This is a genomic window from Sphingomonas sp. VDB2, assembly GCF_047946695.1.
In the GTDB taxonomy this organism is placed as follows: domain Bacteria; phylum Pseudomonadota; class Alphaproteobacteria; order Sphingomonadales; family Sphingomonadaceae; genus Sphingobium; species Sphingobium bisphenolicum.
The window spans coordinates 2,353,885-2,367,731 of record NZ_CP159615.1; the positions used below are offsets into that span (position 1 = coordinate 2,353,885).

The 13,847-nt window shown below is 62.6% G+C and carries 21 protein-coding genes; 4 read left to right on the forward strand and 17 right to left on the reverse strand.

The annotated features are described in order from the left end of the window. Nucleotides 1-2 precede the first annotated feature (2 nt). The 5 genes from ABT375_RS11665 to rpmF all read right to left on the reverse strand — a co-directional run bounded on the left by ABT375_RS11665 (nucleotide 3) and on the right by rpmF (nucleotide 3,076). Entirely contained in the window at nucleotides 3-353 is a 351-nt protein-coding gene (locus tag ABT375_RS11665; protein ID WP_224546354.1) for a MerR family transcriptional regulator, read from the reverse strand. Between the two features lie 82 nt (nucleotides 354-435). Continuing rightward, nucleotides 436-732, reverse strand: coding sequence for an integration host factor subunit alpha (gene ihfA / locus ABT375_RS11670; protein WP_224546356.1), 297 nt, complete (start codon nucleotides 730-732; stop codon nucleotides 436-438). A 107-nt stretch (nucleotides 733-839) separates the two neighbouring features. After that, nucleotides 840-1,808 (reverse strand): beta-ketoacyl-ACP synthase III, encoded by a 969-nt coding sequence (locus tag ABT375_RS11675; protein ID WP_261935971.1) that lies wholly within the window; start codon nucleotides 1,806-1,808, stop codon nucleotides 840-842. Then, nucleotides 1,805-2,863 (reverse strand): phosphate acyltransferase PlsX, encoded by a 1,059-nt coding sequence (plsX, locus tag ABT375_RS11680; protein WP_416462528.1) that lies wholly within the window; start codon nucleotides 2,861-2,863, stop codon nucleotides 1,805-1,807. Before plsX ends, ABT375_RS11675 begins: the two co-directional genes overlap by 4 nt. 33 nt (nucleotides 2,864-2,896) lie before the next feature. Next, nucleotides 2,897-3,076 (reverse strand): 50S ribosomal protein L32, encoded by a 180-nt coding sequence (rpmF, locus tag ABT375_RS11685; protein ID WP_066606737.1) that lies wholly within the window; start codon nucleotides 3,074-3,076, stop codon nucleotides 2,897-2,899. 245 nt (nucleotides 3,077-3,321) lie between these two features. On the opposite strand from rpmF, the gene ABT375_RS11690 reads away from it, so the two are divergent. Beyond that, a complete protein-coding gene (locus ABT375_RS11690; protein WP_224546362.1) occupies nucleotides 3,322-3,753 on the forward strand; it encodes an MAPEG family protein in 432 nt (143 codons plus the stop codon). Here ABT375_RS11690 and ABT375_RS11695 read toward each other — a convergent pair whose 3' ends face one another. From ABT375_RS11695 to ABT375_RS11715, 5 genes are all read right to left on the reverse strand, one after another. After that, nucleotides 3,754-4,413 (reverse strand): MBL fold metallo-hydrolase, encoded by a 660-nt coding sequence (locus ABT375_RS11695; RefSeq protein ID WP_416462529.1) that lies wholly within the window; start codon nucleotides 4,411-4,413, stop codon nucleotides 3,754-3,756. Between the two features lie 38 nt (nucleotides 4,414-4,451). After that, nucleotides 4,452-4,880, reverse strand: coding sequence for an RrF2 family transcriptional regulator (locus ABT375_RS11700; protein WP_088184139.1), 429 nt, complete (start codon nucleotides 4,878-4,880; stop codon nucleotides 4,452-4,454). An 86-nt stretch (nucleotides 4,881-4,966) separates the two neighbouring features. After that, nucleotides 4,967-6,010 (reverse strand): glycerophosphodiester phosphodiesterase, encoded by a 1,044-nt coding sequence (locus ABT375_RS11705; RefSeq protein WP_261935968.1) that lies wholly within the window; start codon nucleotides 6,008-6,010, stop codon nucleotides 4,967-4,969. After that, nucleotides 6,007-6,363: an ArsC family reductase gene (locus tag ABT375_RS11710; protein WP_224546372.1), complete on the reverse strand. Its 357-nt coding sequence runs from the start codon at nucleotides 6,361-6,363 to the stop codon at nucleotides 6,007-6,009. The genes ABT375_RS11705 and ABT375_RS11710 overlap by 4 nt, the downstream gene beginning before the upstream one ends. A 15-nt stretch (nucleotides 6,364-6,378) precedes the next feature. Beyond that, entirely contained in the window at nucleotides 6,379-6,759 is a 381-nt protein-coding gene (locus ABT375_RS11715) for a RidA family protein (RefSeq protein WP_416462530.1), read from the reverse strand. Between the two features lie 154 nt (nucleotides 6,760-6,913). Here ABT375_RS11715 and ABT375_RS11720 point away from each other — a divergent pair, with 154 nt between their 5' ends. Then, entirely contained in the window at nucleotides 6,914-7,210 is a 297-nt protein-coding gene (locus tag ABT375_RS11720) for a hypothetical protein (protein ID WP_287386391.1), read from the forward strand. A 175-nt stretch (nucleotides 7,211-7,385) separates the two neighbouring features. After that, the gene (locus ABT375_RS11725; RefSeq protein WP_416462531.1) at nucleotides 7,386-7,907 is read left to right on the forward strand and encodes a thermonuclease family protein; all 522 of its coding nucleotides are present in this window, start codon (nucleotides 7,386-7,388) and stop codon (nucleotides 7,905-7,907) included. Nucleotides 7,908-7,914: 7 nt separating this feature from the next. Here ABT375_RS11725 and ABT375_RS11730 read toward each other — a convergent pair whose 3' ends face one another. The 6 genes from ABT375_RS11730 to ABT375_RS11755 all read right to left on the reverse strand — a co-directional run bounded on the left by ABT375_RS11730 (nucleotide 7,915) and on the right by ABT375_RS11755 (nucleotide 11,123). Then, nucleotides 7,915-8,529 (reverse strand): glycine zipper 2TM domain-containing protein, encoded by a 615-nt coding sequence (locus tag ABT375_RS11730; protein ID WP_416462532.1) that lies wholly within the window; start codon nucleotides 8,527-8,529, stop codon nucleotides 7,915-7,917. Between the two features lie 294 nt (nucleotides 8,530-8,823). After that, nucleotides 8,824-9,015, reverse strand: a complete 192-nt coding sequence (locus tag ABT375_RS11735) for a hypothetical protein (protein WP_416462533.1) — start codon at nucleotides 9,013-9,015, stop codon at nucleotides 8,824-8,826. Between the two features lie 35 nt (nucleotides 9,016-9,050). Beyond that, nucleotides 9,051-9,317 carry a hypothetical protein gene (locus ABT375_RS11740; protein WP_416462534.1) on the reverse strand — a complete coding sequence of 89 codons (267 nt, stop codon included), beginning with the start codon at nucleotides 9,315-9,317 and terminating at the stop codon, nucleotides 9,051-9,053. Between the two features lie 67 nt (nucleotides 9,318-9,384). Continuing rightward, complete coding sequence (locus ABT375_RS11745) at nucleotides 9,385-9,918, reverse strand: hypothetical protein (RefSeq protein ID WP_416462535.1); 534 nt, start codon at nucleotides 9,916-9,918, stop codon at nucleotides 9,385-9,387. Beyond that, the gene (locus ABT375_RS11750; protein ID WP_416462536.1) at nucleotides 9,915-10,055 is read right to left on the reverse strand and encodes a hypothetical protein; all 141 of its coding nucleotides are present in this window, start codon (nucleotides 10,053-10,055) and stop codon (nucleotides 9,915-9,917) included. Before ABT375_RS11750 ends, ABT375_RS11745 begins: the two co-directional genes overlap by 4 nt. 15 nt (nucleotides 10,056-10,070) lie before the next feature. Then, entirely contained in the window at nucleotides 10,071-11,123 is a 1,053-nt protein-coding gene (locus tag ABT375_RS11755) for a ribonucleotide-diphosphate reductase subunit beta (protein WP_416462537.1), read from the reverse strand. A 102-nt stretch (nucleotides 11,124-11,225) separates the two neighbouring features. On the opposite strand from ABT375_RS11755, the gene ABT375_RS11760 reads away from it, so the two are divergent. Then, complete coding sequence (locus tag ABT375_RS11760; RefSeq protein ID WP_416462539.1) at nucleotides 11,226-11,471, forward strand: DUF2171 domain-containing protein; 246 nt, start codon at nucleotides 11,226-11,228, stop codon at nucleotides 11,469-11,471. 46 nt (nucleotides 11,472-11,517) lie between these two features. Here ABT375_RS11760 and ABT375_RS11765 read toward each other — a convergent pair whose 3' ends face one another. Further along, nucleotides 11,518-13,458: a ribonucleoside-diphosphate reductase subunit alpha gene (locus ABT375_RS11765; RefSeq protein ID WP_416462540.1), complete on the reverse strand. Its 1,941-nt coding sequence runs from the start codon at nucleotides 13,456-13,458 to the stop codon at nucleotides 11,518-11,520. Between the last annotated feature and the right edge of the window lie 389 nt (nucleotides 13,459-13,847).

The following is a 13,847-nucleotide window of genomic DNA, read 5'->3' on the forward strand; positions in this document are numbered from 1 at the left end:
GGTCAGTCGCCGATCGCTCTGGCGAGGGCGGTACGGACGGCCATAAGGCGGGCCAGAAGGTCCGAAGGATCCAGCGGCGCAGCCTTGACGACGGGCATGGCGGGCGCATGGCCATTGCCATCCACCAGCGCCTTTTGCGCGCCCTTGACGGTGAAACCCTCGACATTGAGCAATTGGTGGATGCGGCGCGCAAGCGCGACGTCGGTGGGCCGATAATAGCGGCGGTTGCCCGATCGCTGTAGCGGACGCAGTTGTGGGAAACGCGTTTCCCAATAGCGCAATATATGCTGGGGAAGACCAAGCTCGCCGGCCAGCTCGCTGATGGTCAGAAATGCACCCTCTGCCTTTTCCATGACAGCGATGTTGCACCCATAATCGACCGGACGTCAACTATGGTAAAGCAATGGTAATGCTGGAAAAGCGGCCAGCCGCACTTTAAACTGCGGCGACCCGGTCGCGCATCGTCTGGCTGGCGCGGAAGGTGAGTACCCGACGCGGTTCGATCGGCACTTCGACGCCGGTCTTGGGATTGCGGCCCATACGTTCCGTCTTGTCGCGCAGGACGAAGGTGCCGAAGCTGGAAATCTTCACATTCTCCCCGCGTTCGAGCGCGCAGGACATATGTTCGAGGATCGATTCGACCAGCGCCGCGGCTTCCGCCCGCGACAGGCCGACATGGCGGTTCACGCTTTCAGCCAGGTCCGCCCGCGTCAAGGTTGCATTGCCGGTCATCGAACATCCCCACTTCATGGCCCCAGCGACCATCTTCGCGGATGATCTGTCTGAAATGTGATCGATTCGCAGCGCTTTGGCAAGCGCCGCCTATCCTGCGTGCAGGCCTAGAGCCGCAAGACGCACGCGCCCCAGGTGAAGCCGCCGCCCATCGCTTCCAGCACGACCAGATCGCCCGTCTTGATCCGGCCGTCCCGCACCGCATGGTCGAGCGCCAGCGGCACTGACGCGGCGGAGGTGTTGGCGTGACGATCGACCGTCACCACCACCCGGTCGGGCGACAATTTGAGCTTGCGCGCTGTCGCGTCGAGAATGCGGGCATTGGCCTGGTGCGGCACCAGCCAGTCGATCTCGTCGGTGGAGAGGCCCGCAATGTCCATCACTTCCCGCAGTACCGAGGCGAGATTGACCACGGCGTGGCGGAAGACTTCCTGGCCGCGCATCCGCAGCTTGCCCACCGTCTGGGTCGTGGACGGGCCGCCGTCGACATAGAGAAGCTGGTTGTGACGGCCATCGGCATGGAGCTTGGCGGCGAGGATGCCCCGCGCGCCGTCCGCGCTCTCCTCCGCCCCCAGCACCACGGCGCCAGCGCCGTCGCCGAACAGGACGCAGGTCGTGCGGTCTTCCCAGTCGAGGATGCGGCTGAAGGTTTCCGACCCGATCACCAGCGCACGGTTGGCCGCGCCGGATCGGATCATGCTGTCGGCCACGGTCACGGCGTAGAGAAAGCCCGAACAGACCGCCGCGACATCGAACGCCACGCAATCGTCGATGCCCAGTGCCGCCTGCACCTTGGTCGCGGCGGCCGGGAAGGTCTGGTCGGGGGTCGCCGTCGCCAGGATGATGAGGTCGATATCCTGCGCGGCGATGCCCGCCGCTTCGATCGCCTGACGCGCAGCGTCGGCGGCCAGGCTGGCCGTAGTTTCGCCTTCGCCCGCGATATAGCGGTTGCGGATGCCGGTGCGCTCGACGATCCATTCGTCGCTGGTGTCGACGGTCTGCGCCAGTTCGGCATTGCTGACCGCACGAACGGGCAGGGCCGAGCCCGTGCCGAGCAGGATGGAGCGGCGGATCACTTGACGGGCTGCTCCAGCTTGGACGCGGCGGCCGACAGCGACTGGATGCCCGCCATGTCGGCGGCGATCCGGCGGGTGATGTCTTCCTCCAGCAGGCGCGCGGCGACATGGACGGCGTTGGCCACGCCCTTGTCGTTCGCGCTGCCATGACTCTTCACGACCACGCCGTTGAGACCGAGGAAGACCGCGCCATTGTGGTTGTTGGGGTCGAGATGATGCTTTAGCAGGTGCATGGCGGGCTTGGAGATCAGGAAGCCAATCTTCGAGCGGATCGAACTGGTGAACGCCTTGCGCAGCACATCGGTGACGAAACGGGCAGTGCCCTCCGCCGTCTTGAGCGCGACATTGCCGGAAAAACCGTCGCACACGATCACGTCGGCGTCGCCGCGCGCGATCTTGTCGCCTTCGGTGAATCCGTCGAACTGGAGCGGCAGAGTCTTTGCGCTACGCAGCACGGCGGCGGCGTAGCGAATCTCGTCGGTGCCCTTGAGGTCTTCGGTGCCGATGTTGAGCAGGCGCACGCGCGGCCGTTCAAGGTCGAAGGCGATGCGCGAATAGGCCGCGCCCATTACCGCGAACTGGACGAGGTTGCGGGCGTCGCACTCGGTATTGGCGCCCAGGTCCAGCATGACGACGTCATTGTCGCCCAGCGTCGGCAGCAAGGCCGCCAGCGCGGGACGATCGACGCCCGGCATGGTGCGCAACGCCAGCTTCGCCATCGCCATCAGCGCGCCGGTATTGCCGGCAGACACGGCCGCGCCCGCCTGACCCGATTTCACGGCGGCGATCGCCATGCTCATCGAGCTGCTCTTCTTGCGGATCGCCACGCTCGGCTTGTCGGAACCCGCCACGACGGTGTCGGCATGGACGATTTCCGACGCAGCGCGCAGGTTGGGGTGATGATCGAGCGCAGCCTTGATCTGCGTCTCGTCGCCAAACAGGGTGAAGCGCAGCCCGTCATGACGGTGGCGGGCCAAAGCCACGCCTGCCATCATCACGCGCACACCTTCGTCCCCGCCCATCGCGTCGATTGCGATTCGCGGCTGACTGGACACTCAGATCACCCCTTTGCGGAGATGGGGATGGGCTTACGCCCCGACGGCGACGATTTCGCGGCCGTTATAATGCCCGCAGGCGTCGCACAGATTGTGGGGACGCTTCAGCTCGCCGCAGTTGGAGCATTCCTGAAATGCTTCGACGCGCAGCGAATCGTGGCTACGGCGCATGCCGCGCTTGGAGGGGGACGTTTTCCTTTTGGGGACAGCCATGTCGGCACCTTGTTCCGTATAATATCAAGTTGTACGACCGGCCAGTTCCGAACAGAAAAGCTGACGCCAACGGCGCCGCAGACCCATGCGGCCCGGGTGATCGCGAAGCCCTGCGCCTATAGCGCTTTTTGTCGGGGGTGCAAGGCTTTCCTTTCCCATTGGCCTTTCCCATTGGCCTTTCCCTTTGACCTTGCCCGGTCGTCCATGCCGTCTAGGATATGGCGCCTGAAACGAGGGGATATTCCATGCTGCTGCCGATCACCCTGACCTTTGCCGCGGCCTGCGCGCTGCTCAACCTGTGGATCGCGACTCGCTGCGCGCGCATTCGCATCGCCGACAAGGTGATGCATGGCGATGCGGGCAACAGCCTGCTGGCGCGGCGGATGCGCGCCCATGCCAATTTCGTGGAATATACGCCGATCGTGCTGATTCTCTTCGCGCTGGTCGAACTGGCCGTGGGCGCGTCGCTCTGGCTGTGGATCGGCGCACTGGTCTATGTGGTGGCGCGGGTCGCCCATGCGTTCGGCATGGACGCCGACCAGCCCACGGTCTGGCGCGCGGGCGGCGCGCTGCTGACCTGGGGCGTGATGGTCGCGATGGCCATCACCGCGCTGACGATCGCCTATAGCGCGACGCGGGCAATGCCCGTGCCGCCGGCAATGGCGGCTCGGGGGTAATTATCCCGCCAGCACCGAATCGGCGACGAACGGGTTGGTCCGCCGCTCATGGGCGAAATTGCTCATCTGGCCATGGCCGGGCACGAAGGCCGTCTCGCCGCCCAGCGGCCACAGCTTGCCCGTAATGGCGTCGATCAGATGCTGATGATTGCCGCGCGGAAAGTCGGTGCGGCCGATCGATCCCTGGAACAGGACATCGCCAACGATCGCCAGCTTGCTGGGCGCATGGTGGAAGACGACATGGCCAGGCGTGTGGCCGGGACAGTGATAGACATCGAAGATCAGTTGGCCGACCGTCACCTGATCGCCGTCGACCAGCCAGCGATCGGGTTCGAAGCTCTCGCCGGGCAGGCCCCAGCGCTCCCCATCCTGCGGCAGCCGGTCGATCCAGAAACGATCATGCTCATGCGGCCCCTCGATCGGGACATTCAGGTCGCGCGCCAGCACGCCAGCCTGTCCGCAATGGTCGATATGACCGTGGGTGACGAGGATCTTCTCGATCGTCACACCATGTTGCTGCGCCGCCTTCCTGAGCACCGGCAGGTCGCCACCCGGATCGACGAAGGCGCCGCGCATCGTTGCCGTGCACCAGAAGAGGGTGCAATTCTGCTGCAACGGGGTGACGGGGATCAGGACGGCTTTGAGCGGCGGGGTGGTCATGCGGCTGATGTGGCGAAGGTAAGGCGCAAGCGCAAGGCTCAGGCCGCGTCGTCGGTCACCGCAAACGGCTCCGCCAGGCTGATGCTGTCCAGCACCTTGGCGGTTTCGTCGCGGACGCGCAGCATCACGCGGTGCAGGCGGCATTCCGATTCGGGCAGGCAGTTGGTGCAGCTTTCATGCGCGAACCGGCTGGCGCAGGGGGTGAGCGCCAGCGAGCCGCGGGTCAGCCGGACGATGTCGCCATAGCTGACGTCCACCGGCGCCAGCGCCAGCCAATAGCCTCCATCCCTGCCCCGCTGCGTCGCGACCAGTCCTTCGCGCGACAGTTCGGACAGGATCACGGTCAGGAATTTGGATGGGATATTCTGGCGCGTCGCGATTTCATTGAGGGGTACCGGACCCTGGCGGTAGCGATCGGCGAGATGCTGAAGCGCACGGATGGCGTAACGGGTCTTCTGGGACAACATGGGTCCGTTATTCGCCCGCGCACCCGCTTTGGCAAGTCAAGCGAGGCGAGAGAGAAAGAAGTTTTCGCTTGGCGCGCCATCGCCGATCAGGGTGCGGTGGCGGACAGAGCCGCGCGCGCCTGCCCGGGAAAGTCGCTGAACAGGCCATCGACCCCGGTGGCGGCGATGGCACGGACCCAGCCGGCGAAGTCGCCGCGACCCTGCGGATCGTCGGGGCGCTGATATTGGGCGGGCAGGAAGCTGTTTTCCATCCGCAGCGTCCAGACATGAACCTGCAAGCCCGCATCATGGGCGCGGCCAACCAGCGCGGTCGGGCCTTCGGGCGCGATGATCAGCGCCGCCGAAGGCCCGATGCCATCGGCGTAGGTGGCGATCTCCGTCAGGCCCTGGACCGTCAGCATGTCCGCATAGCTGGTGCCGGGCAGGTCGGCCGGGCCGCCCTCCGCGTCGACCAGTTGAATCAGGCGCAGCCGGGTCGCGGCGCGAAGGGCCTTCAGATTGCCGACCTCGAACGACTGGATGAAGACCGGGTCGGCCTCGCTTTGATAGCCGTAGCGGCCGAGCAGATCGAGCAGCGCGGCCTGATGCGGCAGCCCCAGCCCCGCGAAATAGCCGGGATGCTTGGTTTCGGGATAGAGGCCGATGCGGCGGCCGGTTTCGGCCTCCTTCGCGCGGACCAGCTTCAATATCTCCTCGAAGGTCGGGATTTGATAAAGGTCGTCGAAACGCCGATTGGCCGGGCGGACATCGGGCAGCCGTTCGCGCGCATGCAGCGTGCGCAGTTCGGCGAGGGTAAAATCCTCGGTGAACCAACCCGTCATGGCGACCCCGTCGATCGTCTTCGTCGTCTTGCGATCGGCGAATTCAGGATGCTCGGCGACATCGGTGGTGCCGGCTATCTCATTTTCATGCCGGGCGACCAGCACGCCGTCCTTGGTCAACACCAGGTCCGGCTCGATATAGTCGGCGCCCTGATCGATCGCCCGCTCATAGCTGGCGAGCGTATGTTCGGGCCGTTCGCCGCTGGCGCCACGATGGGCGATCAGGATCGGTTCGGCCTGAACCGCAGAGAGGGGAATGAGGCTCATCAACAGATACAGTCCGATGCGCGCCAGCCCCCGCCCGATCATGCCTTCACGCCCTGTAGTGCATTTTCATAGGTCGTCGCCTTGAACCCGACGAGAGTTTCGCGGCCGGTGTCGAGGATCGGGCGCTTGATCATCGAAGGGTTGGTGATCATCAGCAGGATCGCCTTGTCCGCATCGATATGCGCCTTGTCCCCGGCGTCCAGCGCCTTGAAGGTGGTGCCGGAGCGGTTGAGGATGGTTTCCCAGCCATGTTCCATCACCCATTCTTCCAGCTTCGCCTTGTCGACGCCGGCGACCTTATAGTCGTGGAAGCTGTAGCTGACCCGCTCATTGTCCAGCCAGTTGCGGGCCTTCTTGATCGTGTCGCAATTTTTGATGCCATACATGGTAATCATGATGCGGTGCTCCTGTTACCCTTTGAAGGCGGTGACTTCGATTTCGATCTTCATCTCCGGCTTGACGAGGCCAGCGATGACGCAACTGGCCGCGGGGCGGATGTCGCCGAACACAGGGCCGGCGATATCGCCCATCACATCCCAATAGGCCGCGTCGGTGATATAATAGGTCACGCGCACGACGTCGGAGAAGGAAAAGCCCGCATCGTCCAGTGCCTTGCCGATGACCTTGAGCGCATTGCGGCCCTGTTCAACCACATCTTCGGGCATCGTCCTGGTTTCGGGATCGGTGCCGGTGGTGCCGGCGACGAAGCACCAGTCGCCCTGGACGACGGCGCGCGAATAGCCGACCTGCGCCTCGAAGGGCGAGCCGGAGGAAATGAGCTGGCGGGGCATGGGAGATTCCTGCTGCAGTGCGAAAGGATCAGAGCGGCCTTTGCCTCCTTGACGAAAGACTGTCCAGTCATTTCCGGGCCAGTCATTTCCCCGGAACGGCGGGCGCGCAAGGCCGTTGGGGAAGGATCGGGCATCAGGCCCAAGGAGACGTATGATGGACCGCCCTACCCCCGACCGCGAACTGGAAGACAATAAGGAACAGGCCGAAGCCGGCACCCAGGCGCAGGATGTCGCGGATGATGCGCGGGCGCGCTCCACCGACCTTGCCGAAGAAAGCGAACATGGCGGGCGTACCAACCCGGCGCAGATCATCCCCGACGACACGCCCGACCTGGTCGACAAGATGACCGAGATGGACCGGTCCGGCCGGATCGACATGGACGCCTATGCCGGCGAGCCGCAAATGGACGATGAGGAAGATGAGATGGGGCCGACCGAAGAGGACGAATAGCGCTGGGCGCTGGCGACGGTGTTCATCCTTTAAGCGCCGTTTCGGATGATCCCGGCCGGGATGATAGTGCGCCGGTCCATGGCGTTGACCGGCGTCAAATCGGATCGTCGCCGGATCGGTGAAAAGCTGGATCGGCTTTAACGCCCTGTTTGTCGGACGCTCGCTAGAGCGGGGCATGGCGAGACAGAAATATGCGCGTGGCCGGCAGGTCCGGTTGGGATTTAGCGGGCCGGCGCTTCTCTATATGCTGTGCCTGGGCTTGCTGCTTGGCTGGTATGGGCCGGACTGGATCGCGCGGATCGACCTGCCTCCGATCGCTGCGCCGGCGCCGGAGGTTGCGGCCGACGGCCTGCGGGCCGATTTCGCCTTCTGCCATAGCGGCGGCGGGACCAATTGCGTTGTCGATGGCGACACATTCTGGTTCCGCGGCGAGAAATATCGCATCGCCGACATCGACACGCCCGAAACCCATGGCCCGCGCTGCCTGGCGGAGGGCGAACTGGGCGCGCGTGCGACACGGCGATTGCAGGCGCTGATGAATGAAGGGGCTTTCTCGCTGGAAAGCGGCGATCGCGACAGCGACCGCTATGGCCGGGCCTTGCGGGTGGTAACGCGCGGGGGCCAGTCGATCGGCGAACAACTGGTCGCCGAAGGACTGGCCCGACGCTGGGATGGCAGCCGCCACCCCTGGTGCTAGTGCCGACTTAGCGGCAGTTGACGCCGCCGCGGTCGATCTCGCGACCCAGCAGCGCGCCGGCGCCGCCGCCGATCAGGATGCCCGCGACATTGGACTGGCCACGGTCGATCTGGCTGCCGAGGAGGCCGCCCAGAGCTGCGCCCACGATCAGGCCGGTGGTGCCGTCCGACCGGCGGCAATAATAGCGGTCGTCATAGCCGCGGTAGATGCGAGTGCGGCGATCGACCCGGATCGGGGCGTAGCCGGTGCGATAATAGCGGTCGGGCCGATAGGAACGACCGTAGCGCGGATCGGGACGGTTCCAGTCATAGCTGTAGACCGGACGGCCGGGACGGCGATAGTCGGCGCGACGATTGTCCGCGCGGCGATCATGGCGCCAATCGCGGCGGTCTTCCCGGCGATCCTGCCGGAAATCGCGACGATCGGCGCGACGATCCTGGCGGAAATCGCGACGGTCCTCGCGCTTTTCCTGGCGAAATTCGCGGCGATCCTCGCGCCGTTCCTGGCGATGCTCGCGATTATGCTGGCCGGGCTGGGCGAAGGCGGGGGTTGCGGCGACGCCGGTCAGGGCGATTGCGCCGAGCGACAGGGCGGCGATGGCCTTGTGCAACGAAAATCTCACGGGTGGGACTCCTTCCCTCTGGGTATCGTGGCGGTAGAACCCGCGAGATTAGGGGATGTTGCATGAACGGAACAAAACGCGTCGTTCAGTCCGGAGACAGGGACGAAAAGCGGCGACGCGGGCATCCGGAACTTCCGGAACTTCATGCCTGTCGCCCATGGTAAGTTTTTTGCAGGACGATTTCCCCCTCGCACGGCGGGATGCGGCCTGACGATGCGAAGGAACGGGCAGAGCATAGCGTAGCGGCGGCATGTAGGACAGCGCGGACGGGATCGGACGGATGCGCCAACGGCGTCAGAGCGCGTTGGCGAGGGCGGCGCGCTGGTCGTTGGTGAGGCCGTCGGCGGCAGCGTTGTCGTCCTGCGCGCCGGGACTGTCGTCGCCGGAGCCGACGAACTGGATGGCGGTCAGGATCACCAGCAGCGCCCAGAGCAGCGCGAACCAGCGGCTGGTGAAGATCGAGCGGAGGCGGACGCCGAAGAACATGGCGCGCAGGATAAGCGAGCGGGGTTAAGGAAGCTTCACCCCGGCGACGCGGTCCTTTGCGGGATCGGGGCCGGATCGGGGGCGGCAAAGGTGATCGGGCTGGTCAGCACGACCCGGTCGAGCCGCGTGGCGCTCATGCAGCGATGACACCAGCACTGGTCGAAGACGACCTCCAGCACCCAATGCTGCGCCGCCATGTCCCACGCCGCCCAGGCGTCGCGCGTGACATGGTCGCTGCCGCAGACATTGCAGATATAGCTGTGATGGCGGGATGTGTGAGGGGGCGGGGCTGGCGCGGTCATGGGGCGAGCATAAAGCGATTCGCGCCGTTTTGGCGCGAGATGGGTCCGTTATGGAGTAAATAAACTATCAACTCTTGCTTAGCTTATCGTCCATAGTAATCCATTTTTTTGGAGGGATATCCATGAAATGCCGCATAAAGTATCTAAATTTTGATATGAATATAGTTTCACCATAAGGATGACCTCTAGAAATGTCTTCTTCATTCCTAGAAACAACATCCAAAACACGAAGAATTGGTGGATTATCCCTATCAATTCTCAATTTTCGCTCTTTGTAAACATCCTCCACAAAACCGGATGGCTTCGATTTTACGAGGTCGCAATATAACTCATAGTACCTTGATCTCTGCTGCGCATACAGTCTTGCTCGTTCTGAAAATCCTACGACGTTGTCGAGAGCAGAAACTACAGCAACGATAGCTGTCAACCAAGCAGCGACATGCGGCATATTAGCTATGATAGTAACAAAAGCCGAACTGCCTGCTATCGTATTTATAAACAAGCTCAACCTGTGAAGACCATCAAAAAACCTTTGACGCTTTCCACAATATCTAATTAGCCGAGAAAGGCTAAATTCGGTTTTATAGCGAGGGTCGCTCATTTTTTGCTTGGTGGAGAATCTCGATCTGGCAACGTATTTTCAGTTCTTCCGGGACGGTCATTACTATCTCTTTTTCCGTAATCCCGATCGTTATCCTGCCAATCACGTCGATCTTTTTCCCTGTTATGGTCAACCATGATAGTTTCCTTTCTTTACTCCGCCGCGATGCCCGCCGCCTTGAACATGTCCGGGTCGGTGTCGTCGGTGTTGGCCGCGTCGCTGCCCTTGATCTTCTGGCGACGGTCGAAGGCCTCCCAGACGTCGTTCCACTGGCCGCGCGTCGCGCCCTTCGAATATTCGGTCGCGCGGGTTTCGAAGAAGTTCGCGTGCTCCACGCCGTTCAGCATCGGCGCGAGCCAGGGAAGCGGATGCTCGTCGATCATGTAGATGGGCTTCAAACCCAATTGTCCCAGGCGCCAGTCGGCGATGTAGCGGACATATTTCTTGATGTCCTTGGGCGTCATGCCGGGCACCGGACCCATTTCGAAGACCAGATCGACGAACGCATCTTCGATCCGCACCGTCTTCTGGCACATGTCCATGATATCGTCCTTGACCGCCGGGGTCAGGCAGTTGCGTTCCGCGCAGAAGGCGTGGAACAGCTTGATGATGCCTTCGCAATGCAGCGTTTCGTCGCGGATCGACCAGGTGACGATCTGCCCCATGCCCTTCATCTTGTTGAAGCGCGGGAAGTTCATCAGCATCGCGAAGGAGGCGAAGAGCTGCAACCCTTCGGTAAAGCCGCCGAACATGGCGAGCGTGCGGGCGATATCCTCGTCCGTGTCGACGCCGAACTGTTGCAGATAGTCGTGTTTGTCCTTCATCTCCTTATACTGCATGAAGGCGCTATATTCGCTTTCGGGCATCCCGATCGTGTCGAGCAGATGCGAGTAGGCGGCGATGTGGACGGTTTCCATGTTGCTGAACGCGGTCAGCATCATCTTGACCTCGGTCGGCTTGAACACGCGGCCATATTTTTCGTGGTAGCAATCCTGCACTTCCACGTCGGCCTGGGTGAAGAAGCGGAAAATCTGCGTCAGCAGGTTGCGCTCATGATCGGACAGCTTCTGCGCCCAGTCGCGGCAATCCTCACCCAAAGGCACTTCCTCGGGCAGCCAGTGCAGCTGCTGCTGGCGCTTCCAATATTCATAGGCCCAGGGATATTCGAAGGGCTTGTACACCTTGGAGGCTTGAAGAAGAGGCATGGGACGGAACTCCGGGCGAAATCGTTACGAATGAAGGGCGGTTGCAACCCGGGCGGGGACGGGACGTTGAGACGTCGCTACCCCCCGCACAGGAGAAATATCATGGTCGACCTCAGCAGCATTCAGGAACATGCCGAAGTGATCGGCGCCGATGGCGTCCATGTCGGCACCGTCGACCATATGGACGGTGACCGGATCAAGCTGACCAAGAAGGACAGCGGGGAGGGCAGCCATGCAGGGCATCATCATTATATCAGCCAGGGCCTGATCGCGGCAGTCGAGAACGATGGCACCGTGCGGCTTTCCGCCAATGCCGACGTCGCGGTGACGTTCGAAGAAGAAGCCTGAATGCGCGGGCGCGGCGGCATAGGCCGTCGCGCCCGGCGTCAAACCCTTATTGACAGGCGAGGCACTCGTCATAGTCGGTGGTCTCGCCGATTTCGAACTTGGGTGCGTCGATCGTATTGTCGGCCTCCACGCCGCCGGCGAAGCCCGCGCGCTGGACCGATTTCGACCGCAGATAGTAGAGCGACTTGATGCCCAATTCCCAGGCGCGGAAGTGGAGCATGAGCAGATCCCATTTTTCCACATCGGCCGGGATGAACAGGTTCAGCGACTGCGCCTGGTCGATATAGGGCGTGCGGTCGGCGGCCAGTTCGAGCAGCCAGCGCTGGTCGATTTCGAAGCTGGTCTTGAACGTGTCCTTTTCTTCCTGGCTCAGGAAGTCGAGATGCTGGACCGAGCCGCCCTTCTCCAGGATCGAGTTCCACACCGCGCTGCTGTCCTTCGCCTTGGCGACCAGCAGCTTTTCCAGATAGGGATTCTTGATCGAGAAGCTGCCCGACAGCGTCTTGTGGGTGTAGATGTTCGCCGGGATCGGTTCGATACAGGCCGACGTGCCGCCGCAGATGATGGAAATCGACGCGGTCGGCGCGATCGCCATCTTGCAGGAAAAGCGCTCCATCACGCCCTGATCGGCGGCGTCGGGGCACGGGCCGCGTTCCTGCGCCAGCATCATCGACGCTTCGTTCACCTGAGCGTTGATATGCTTGAAGATGCGCAGGTTCCACGACTTGGCCATCGCGCCTTCGAACGGAATGTTGCGCGCCTGCAGGAAGCTGTGGAAGCCCATGACGCCCAGACCCACCGAGCGTTCACGCATCGCGCTGTACTTGGCGCGCGCCATTTCGGGCGGGGCGCGGTCGATATAATCCTGCAACACATTGTCGAGGAAGCGCATGATATCCTCGGCGAAGGTCGGATGATCCTTCCACTCGTCCCAGGTTTCCAGGTTCATCGACGACAGGCAGCAGACCGCCGTGCGATCATTGCCCAGATGGTCGCGACCGGTGGGCAGCGTGATTTCCGAGCAGAGGTTGGAGGTCGATACCTTCAGCCCCAGTTCGCGATGATGTTTGGGCATCATGCGGTTCACCGTGTCGTTGAACACGATATAGGGTTCGCCGGTCGCCAGCCGCACTTCTACCAGCTTCTGGAACAGCGCGCGGGCGTTGACCGTGCCCCGGATCGACTGATCCTTGGGGCTGCGCAGATGGAAGTCCGCGCCATCGCGCACCGCTTCCATGAACTCGTCGGTCAGCAGCACGCCATGATGCAGGTTCAGCGCCTTCCGGTTGAAGTCGCCGCTGGTTTTGCGGATTTCCAGAAACTCCTCGATCTCCGGGTGGGAGACGTCGAGATAGCAGGCGGCAGAGCCACGGCGCAGCGAACCCTGCGAAATCGCGAGGGTCAGCGAATCCATCACCCGAACGAAGGGAATGATGCCGCTGGTCTTGCCGTTCAAACCGACCGGTTCGCCGATGCCGCGGACATTGCCCCAATAGGTGCCGATGCCGCCGCCGCGCGAGGCGAGCCAGACATTCTCGTTCCAGGTGTTGACGATGCCTTCCAGGCTGTCGTCCACGCTGTTGAGATAGCAGCTGATCGGCAGGCCGCGCCCGGTGCCGCCGTTCGACAGGACCGGCGTCGCGGGCATGAACCAGAGGCGCGAAATATAATCATAGACGCGCTGGGCATGCGCGGCGTCGTCGGCATAAGCGGCGGCGACGCGGGCGAAGAGATCCTGATAGGATTCGCCAGGCAGCAGATATCGGTCGTTCAGCGTGTCCTTGCCGAACTCCGTCAGCAGCGCGTCGCGCGACGGATCGGTCGTGACGGCGAAGCGCCGCGCCTGCACGGTCGAGGAGGTCAGCACCTCCGGCTCCGCCCGCGTTTCCACGGGCGCGGCCGAGGCCTGCGCCTTCATATCATCCAAAAGATCGTCCATCACAGTCGCCACGTCGCCAGCACCTTGTCCACTATCCCGAAAATCCATGCGAGCCCCCGATGTTCCTGTTCCGTTCGATTCGGTCAAGCGGGTCGCGACAAGCCGCGCATCCTAGCATGAACCGCACCACTCCGGGGACGGAAAAGGGCCCAACCGAGCAATCGCAGGGACAAAAATCCCCCCCGCACCGGAAAATCAGCCAGCGACGCAATCACAATCTGTTGGGTAACCCCCGTTAACCCGATACCACAGATAGTGCCATAGCCGGTTGCAGGCGCAAGAGGGTAAATGACAATTGAAAGACTCGGTTCGTCGCCGATCGGAGTCATTTCACCGCCTGGCACGCGGGCGACGCATGGACTTGCCTTGCCCCCAAAAAAGGCAAGGGGGATATGCAGGCTGAAAAATAAATTTCGCTTGTCAGCCAAATTCAGACG